The organism is Nocardia sp. NPDC006982, from assembly GCF_042869435.1.
Lineage (GTDB): Bacteria > Actinomycetota > Actinomycetes > Mycobacteriales > Mycobacteriaceae > Nocardia.
Window position 1 is genome coordinate 74,676 of record NZ_JBIAFV010000024.1, and the last position, 7,125, is coordinate 81,800.

At 65.9% G+C, this 7,125-nt stretch carries 7 protein-coding genes; 2 read left to right on the forward strand and 5 right to left on the reverse strand.

Going from position 1 to position 7,125, the window contains the following annotated elements; genetic code table 11:
• Positions 1 to 105 precede the first annotated feature (105 nt).
• From ACFYOW_RS44550 to ACFYOW_RS44560, 3 genes are all read right to left on the reverse strand, one after another.
• The gene (locus ACFYOW_RS44550; RefSeq protein ID WP_387297337.1) at positions 106 to 1,290 is read right to left on the reverse strand and encodes an FAD-dependent monooxygenase; all 1,185 of its coding nucleotides are present in this window, start codon (positions 1,288 to 1,290) and stop codon (positions 106 to 108) included.
• 135 nt (positions 1,291 to 1,425) lie between these two features.
• Positions 1,426 to 4,143: an AAA family ATPase gene (locus ACFYOW_RS44555; RefSeq protein ID WP_387297338.1), complete on the reverse strand. Its 2,718-nt coding sequence runs from the start codon at positions 4,141 to 4,143 to the stop codon at positions 1,426 to 1,428.
• 44 nt (positions 4,144 to 4,187) lie between these two features.
• The gene (locus ACFYOW_RS44560; protein ID WP_387297340.1) at positions 4,188 to 4,343 is read right to left on the reverse strand and encodes a hypothetical protein; all 156 of its coding nucleotides are present in this window, start codon (positions 4,341 to 4,343) and stop codon (positions 4,188 to 4,190) included.
• A gap of 113 nt (positions 4,344 to 4,456) precedes the next feature.
• On the opposite strand from ACFYOW_RS44560, the gene ACFYOW_RS44565 reads away from it, so the two are divergent.
• A complete protein-coding gene (locus tag ACFYOW_RS44565; RefSeq protein WP_387297342.1) occupies positions 4,457 to 4,771 on the forward strand; it encodes an alpha/beta hydrolase in 315 nt (104 codons plus the stop codon).
• The gene (locus ACFYOW_RS44570) at positions 4,771 to 5,295 is read left to right on the forward strand and encodes a hypothetical protein (protein ID WP_387297344.1); all 525 of its coding nucleotides are present in this window, start codon (positions 4,771 to 4,773) and stop codon (positions 5,293 to 5,295) included. The genes ACFYOW_RS44565 and ACFYOW_RS44570 overlap by 1 nt, the downstream gene beginning before the upstream one ends.
• Before the next feature lie 263 nt (positions 5,296 to 5,558).
• On the opposite strand, the gene ACFYOW_RS44575 is transcribed toward ACFYOW_RS44570, so the two are convergent.
• The gene (locus ACFYOW_RS44575) at positions 5,559 to 5,903 is read right to left on the reverse strand and encodes a hypothetical protein (RefSeq protein ID WP_387297346.1); all 345 of its coding nucleotides are present in this window, start codon (positions 5,901 to 5,903) and stop codon (positions 5,559 to 5,561) included.
• A 466-nt stretch (positions 5,904 to 6,369) separates the two neighbouring features.
• The gene (locus ACFYOW_RS44580; RefSeq protein ID WP_387297348.1) at positions 6,370 to 6,816 is read right to left on the reverse strand and encodes an ACT domain-containing protein; all 447 of its coding nucleotides are present in this window, start codon (positions 6,814 to 6,816) and stop codon (positions 6,370 to 6,372) included.
• Between the last annotated feature and the right edge of the window lie 309 nt (positions 6,817 to 7,125).

Genomic DNA, 7,125 nt, shown 5'->3' on the forward strand with positions numbered 1-7,125 from the left:
GCCGACGCAGGATCAGATGTGGACTACAAACCTTGCGGTCCACTTCTCCGACAACGGAATTGTTGACGCAGCCACCACACCCCCGCCAACCGACGAATCGCACATTTACATCGGCTTAAGTTTGACCATGCGCTGCGGATCAATGCCGAGCTCGGAGAGGTTCATGGCCATCTTGTGGTGCACCGCAGGTACCCGGTCCAGCGCGCGCAACACCGTATTGCGCACGCCGCGCAAGGGTGCGCTGCCGACGGCCGCGACCCGAGTCATCTTGTCGGTGAAGGCGACGACGTTCTCGGCGACCGGTCGCCGTTCGGTTTCATAAGCATCCAGTACACCGTCATCGGCACCGTCGCGGATGACCGCGGCGAGCTTGGCGGCCAGATTCAGCCCGTCCTGTAGCCCCGTGTTCATGCCCTGTCCTCCGGCCGGACTGTGCACGTGCGCGGCGTCACCAGCGAGGAAGATCCGACCGGCGCGGTAGCGCTCGGCCAAGCGGTGGTGCACACGAAAACGGGAACTCCAGACGATTTTCTCAACGGTTGCCGGATTCCGCTGCGGGCCACGGGTACTCAGCAGGTGTTGCACGTAGACATGGTCGGGCTGCTGCGGGGCATCGTCCACGGTGGCCACAATGCGGTGCCGTCCGCCCGGCAGTGGTGCGATGACCGTGACGCCTTCCGGAGAGAAGTACAGCCGGATCTCCGCATCCGGCACATCACCACCCAGCACCGCATCAGCCAGGACGAATGATTGTGCATAGGTGTCACCTTCGAAGGCGATACCGGCCTGCTGGCGGACCAGACTGTGCATCCCGTCGGCACCGACGACATAGCGTGCCCGAATCACTTCGCCTGCGGCCGTGGTCGCGGTGACACCGTCGGGATCCTGGACCAACGACGTCAGCTCACACGGCCGCGTGACCCGGGTGCCGGTGGCCTCCAGTCGCTCCACCAGGATCTGCTCGGTGCTGTCCTGTGGGATCAGCAGCGTATAGGGATAGTCGGTGGGCAGATCGTCGAAGCCGACATGCAGCAGCACCCGGTCGCGTTCGCGAACGGTGGCCTGCGGCACGATGATTCCGCACGCGATCATTTTCTCGGTGACGTCCAACTCGGTGAGCACCTCGAGCGTGCGGGCGTGCACGACGGCGGCTCGCGAGGTGTTGTCGCCCGCGGCCTGTTTGTCGACGAGGACGACGGGGACGCCCTTGTCCGCGAGGGATGCGGTCAGCGCCATGCCGACCGGTCCGGCGCCGACAACGAGCACATCTGTCTCAGTGGGAATGTTCATGCAGGTGACGCTACGGACGAGCACACCGTGGCCGCGTCTGTCGAATGACTGTAGTAGCCGGCATGATTCGCACGGACGGTTACCTCATGATGACCGAGTACGCATTAGCTGGGTGCTTTTCGCTCTGCGCGACTACTAGGTCATGGAGTACCTGGCGAGTTCGGCACGAGAGGCTATGCCCAGCTTGGGAAACGCCTTGTACAGGTGATAGCCGACGGTGCGCGCGCTCAGGAACAGCTGCGTGCCGATTTCCCGGTTGGTTGCCCCGGTCGCGGCCAGTCGAACCACCTGAAGTTCCTGTGGCGTAAGCGAAGCCAGCGGATCCGACTCCCGGTTCTGGTCCGATATCGAGATCCCCGTCGCCCGCAATTCCGCAGCCGCACGCTCGGACCACGGTACCGCGCCGAGCAGATCGAATGTCGCCATCGCGGCCTGCAACTGCGTCCGCGCCTCGACACGCCGGTTGTGGCGGCGCAGCCATTCGCCGTACATCAATTCGGTTCGCGCCTGTTCGAAGGGTTGATCGCCACGCGCGTGCAGGTCCAGGGCGCGCTCGTAGAGATCGGCCGCATCGCCTTCGGTCAGCACGGCGTGACACCGACGCAGGACCGCGAGCGCCCATGGCTGGCCGATTGCCTTGGCCCAGTTGGCGAACCGGGTAAGCGCCTGCTGCGCGCGCTGGGGATCGCCGGTGCGGACGGCGGCCTCGACATAGTCCGGATAGGCGTAGCGCCAGACGAATGCGTGCCTGCCCGGACCTGCTGCCGCCTTGTCGAGCCGGTCCAGCACATGCGCATACCGGCCGTAACCGGAATCGAGTGCGGCCAGGGCGTAGGTGGCCCAGGCCAAGCCGGTCATCCACATCCCGCCCTCCTCGATCGCTTCCGCCGCGAGGGCCGCGCATTCCTGCTCGGCACCCGCCGCCCCCGCCAACCAGGCGGCGATCCCGGCCAGGTAGTACTTCCAATAGTGCTGGCCGATGTCCTCGGCGAGCCGGCGCCCCTCGGCCGCGGTGGCCCGCGCGGCGCGATGTCGCCCGGTCGCGAGTTCGGCGATCGCGAGCATCATCATGGCCTGTGGCATCCGTCCGATCCGCCCTGCGTTGCGGCAGGCGTCGACCAGGCGCGTCGCGTCCCGGTACATACCATCCACATCGCCGCGTGCGAAGCCGAGATAGGCGGCGACGACATGCAGGTCGATCGGTAGATCCGCGACATCACCGAGGTCGTGCGGGGCAATATTGACCGCCAGCCGATCGCCCTCGAGCAGCAGGCGGATATCGCGGGCGAGCGCGTGGATCGCGTGGTGCGGCCCGCACACCCGGGCGGCGAGTTCTTCTGTGCGGCGGGCCAATACGAGTTGGTCCGGATGCGGTCGGCTGGACCACGTGTAGATCGCGGCCCAGCCGAGCATCGCCCAGGCCTGGTGATCCTGTGTGGCGGCCAGTGCGAGCACACCGTCGTGCAGCAGGCGCGTGGCCTCGAGCGGATGGCCCGCCTCGAAGGCCAGACCGGCGCGCACCCTGGCGAGTTCCGCGGCGATCGATGGCTCGACGGGTGGCACCCCGCGCTCTGCCGAATCCGTTGCCCGCTGGGCCAATTCGCTTGCCCGCTGTGGCAGCCCGGCCTCATAAGCAGCGGCGGCCGCGATCGTCCAGCGCCGCGCCTTGTCCTCGGGGGCGGGCGATAATTCGGCGGCACGAGCATAGCCGGTACTCACCGCGATCTGCCCACCGCGGCGCCGCGCCCGCATCGCGGCCTGCTCCAATTGCGCGGCCACCGCCTCGTCCGGCAATGCGGTCACAGCGGCCAGATGCCAGGCTCTGCGATCGTCGTCCACGGCACCGGCCAGTGCGCGATGCGCCGCGACCCGCTCGGCGACATCGCACGCCAGCCGTGCAGCGGTGCGGATGAGTGGGTGGCGGAATTCGATTCCCGATGCGGTAACCCGAACCAGCCCGACCTGTTCGGCGGGCGCGAAATCCGTCAGTGTCGCACCGAGCGCCGACAACGCGCGGGTCACCGGCTCGATGAGTCCGCTGTCATCCAAGGCGGCAACCAGCAGGCAGTGTCGGGAAGCATCCGGTAATGCCCGGATCCGTTCGCGGAATCCGGTCAGCACCCGGCTCGACGGTGGCTCGGACCCGCCCAGTGAATACGCCAGCGGGGTGCTGTCTCCAGCGCGCTGCGCGGGCGTCAGCGTGCGTGGAATCTCCAGCAGGGCAAGCGGATTGCCACCGGACTCGGCGATAACGTGATCGCGCGCGGATGGTGCGAGGGTGGCATCGACGAGCTGTTCGGCGGCCGCGTGATCCAGTCCCGTCAAATTCAGTTCGGGCACACCGGGTGCGAGAAAGGGGCGTTCCCCGTCGCGGGCGGCGAAGATCAGCGTCACCGGTTCGCTGTGCAGTCGGCGCACCGCGAACAGCAGCGCGTCGGCCGATTCCTGATCGAGCCAGTGCGCGTCATCGATCAGACACAGCAGCGGTCCGTCCATGGAAAGTTCGGTGAGCAGGCTCAGGGTGGCCAGGCCGATCAGGAAGCGGTCCGCCGGTGTCGCCGAACCGAATCCCAATGCCGCAAGCAGCGCATCGGATTGCTGTCGCGGCAACTGCGTAACCGTCTCCAATACCGGACTCAACAGCACATGCAGTGCGGCATAGGGCAATTCCGTTTCGGACTCGATCCCGGTGACCCGGAGCAGTCGAGCATCCGCCGACTCGGTGTATTCCAGCAGCGCGGACTTACCGATGCCCGCTTCACCCCGCACGACCATGGCGCCCGGCCGCCCCGCTACGGCGTCGGCGAGCAGCTCATCGATCCTGCGCTGCTCCGCCATTCGGCCGTATAGCATCCACCCGCTCCTGCACCTTGCACACCATCGATCAGAAGCGCACCTTAACAATTCCGAGTGGCGGTGGGTGGCGTCCAGTTCCAGAGACGGGCGGCTTTGCGTGCGGCGAGCCGGCTACCGGCGAGCAGGGTGAGCCGGGTGAGGAGTCCGTAGGCGAGCGGACTGGCGGACAGGCTGATGCGCGGGTCCTGTCGGGCCATCCGCTGCACCGAGCGTGGCACGGTGGTGCTGACCGGACCGTTTTCCGGTGTGCGAGAACAAGTTACGGGCTACCACGTGAAACGGTTCGCCGCAAATTGGGACAGGAGGGCGCGTGGACCGCGGAGGTGCCCAGCGCGGCTATCTCGCTTTGTCGTTCAACCACCGTAACTGGGGCGATAGCGAAGGGCCGCCGCGCCAGCACGACGATGCCAGGGCCATGGTGTCCGATCTGCGGCACGCGGTGAGTTTCCTGGCCGCACGGCAGGAAGTCGACGCCGACAACATCGCCGTGCGCGGCGTGTGCCTGGACGGGATCTACGCGACACAACTCGCGGCATTCGACCCGAGAATCAAGGCCGTCGCGCTGGTTGCCGCCGCGTACAACAGATCCGAAATCGCTTCGGGGCGGACAATTTCGCCGCGCTGATGGACAGTTTCGCGCAGATCACACAGCGCCAGTCCGACTCCGGTGCAATCGAGTACTGGCCTGCGGTCAATCCGGAAGGGATGCCCGCCGGCAATCCCGGACCGGAAACATTCGAGTACTACGGCACCGACCGCGGTGCGCGCCCCGACCGGGAAAACCGTTGCACCGCAATGTCGGTCCTACAGGAACTGACCCTGGACTTGGACGCATACCTGCCGCTGCTCACCACCCCGTTGCCGATCGTGCACGGCCGCGGCGAGCAGGACCGCATCCTGCGCCCACCACTCGGCCAGACCCGATGGACTGGCACCTCGCCAGCCCTGCCGCAGCCGCACGCCAATGCCAACCAGCTCTTCGACACCGGCTCCGTGGGCGGTTTCATCGGCGCCCTCCCGGGCTTCGGGTTCCTGTCGCTGATCACCGCGTCCATCGGCTGGGAGGTCGGCGGAATCGCCGGCGGATACATCCAAGGCGGTCAAGAATTCCTCGACGCGGAGCAGGCGTTCGCGACCGGCCAGCCGTGACAGCTCGTCCGTGAAATCAGGTGTGTGCAGGCGCCTTCCGCGCCTGCGCACACTTCTATCCACCACAAGTTCTGATGTAGGACGGGGCCACTGCACGATCTGGATCACGGCGTACTGTTCAAACTCACGGTGATCGTCGACCGGGTGGATCGTGGTGAATGGTCGCCCGTCCCATGAGCTGAACCTGCAGTGTGCCCAATCCCGTTGGTAATCGCACATCTCGACCCAGATGCGGTCGTCCTCGGTCCGCGTCGTGTTCGCCGTTATGCGGGCAAGTGGCCGTAGCCGACTATGTTGATGAAGTAGTTGCCCGGGATCAGTTGGTTCATCGCGTGCCACTGCCCCGCCGGGTCGCGCTGGTAGTAGCTCACCGGCGACCAACCGACGTCATAGCAGACGATGTCGGCGGTGCCGAACGGGCTCCAATAGGTGCTCGTACCCGGGCGGCCGGGTTCGAGCGGGGTCGTGAACAGGTGACTGCACGGGGTGATGCTCGGTTCGTAGATCGAAGGTTCGGCCGTGGCGATCGGCGCGAGGCCGGCCACACCGATTCCGCCCAATCCCACGCACACTGCGACAGTCAACGAATGAAGGACAACTCGTGCCATATCGGTTCTCCTCAACTATTCCGATCGGTAACAGTGAGCACACGATAGTGACTGGAAGGCGCTGGCCATGTCGCCAATAGCGGGGAGGCAGAATCCGTTTGACATCGGCGTGGCCCCAGCACCACAGACGGGATCCCGTCAAAGCGTTCCGGCTGGGTTGACCAGCGCGGCGGCGACGAAACTACCGAATCCCGCAAGAATCCTCGCCCATATCTCGGCCGATCTCATGACGTGAGTACAGCACGGCGATACGAGGATTCAGTGAAGAATTCGGTCGGAGATGAAGCAGGGAAGTCGAGGACGGCGTCGGCTACGGAAGTGTCGAGTGCGACACAGCAATCGACGGATTCCGAGAGCTGAACTGCCTGTTTACGGATGAGATCGAGGCAACCGCCCGGGTAAGGTAGATCGCCTCGGGACGCGACGTCCCGTTCGAGGACAGAGCGCTACCCCTGTCTCAACTCAGTCATACGGACACCTGGTGGCCGGCCCGGCGAAGTACGCCGACGGCTTCCTCGAGCCGGCCAGCCGGGACGAGCACGAGGTCTCCGTCATAGCTCGCGGCGGTCCAGACCGGGAGCTCGCTGGCGGCGAGCGGCGCGACGATAGCGCTGAGCATCCCCGTCGCTTCCGGGTCGTGCGCGTCATCGCCGTTCCACAGCGCCGCCCAGCCGTCCTCGGCCGTGTCGTCGCGCCGCATCACCGCGCCTCCGTCCGGACCGAGCACGAGCGCGAGCAGGCCGGATTCGGGGGCGACCTTGCCGACGTCGGACATCCGCTCGAGGACGAAGCGGCCCTCGAGCACGCGAAGGTTCTGAGTTCGAGCGGCCGGCATCGAGCTCACGCGCCGCGCGGGCGGCGGGACAGCATCAGAGTCCGCGGAATTACCTTGGTCGTCGCCGTCATGAGTCATTCGCATGTCCTCCAATTGCGCCATAGCGACCCGAGCGGTGGTATCCCAGGGCGTTACCGAGGGGAACCGTCACGATGGAACCAACTTGCACTCCCTGCAGTTTCCGTGGAGATCCATTGTAGGCATGCGGGATTCGCTCCCGGAACCGGTAATGCGGCGACGCAAGGACGCCATCGGCATGGTTGTCATTCGCATGAGCAACAATTCGTGGCACTAGCCTCGATCTTTCGCCGGGCCTTCGGCCCGGCGTAGTCGGGTTCGGATTGGTTTCCGGTGGCTGATCAGCGGCCGGTGGGCAACATCGGGTAG

Coding starts and splice junctions, on each gene's coding strand:
- ACFYOW_RS44550 (WP_387297337.1), bottom strand. CDS start 1,290: ATGAACATTCCCACTGAGACAGATGTGCTCGTTGTCGGCGCCGGACCG.
- ACFYOW_RS44555 (WP_387297338.1), bottom strand. CDS start 4,143: ATGCTATACGGCCGAATGGCGGAGCAGCGCAGGATCGATGAGCTGCTC.
- ACFYOW_RS44560 (WP_387297340.1), bottom strand. CDS start 4,343: ATGGCCCGACAGGACCCGCGCATCAGCCTGTCCGCCAGTCCGCTCGCC.
- ACFYOW_RS44570 (WP_387297344.1), top strand. CDS start 4,771: ATGGACAGTTTCGCGCAGATCACACAGCGCCAGTCCGACTCCGGTGCA.
- ACFYOW_RS44575 (WP_387297346.1), bottom strand. CDS start 5,903: ATGGCACGAGTTGTCCTTCATTCGTTGACTGTCGCAGTGTGCGTGGGA.
- ACFYOW_RS44580 (WP_387297348.1), bottom strand. CDS start 6,816: ATGACTCATGACGGCGACGACCAAGGTAATTCCGCGGACTCTGATGCT.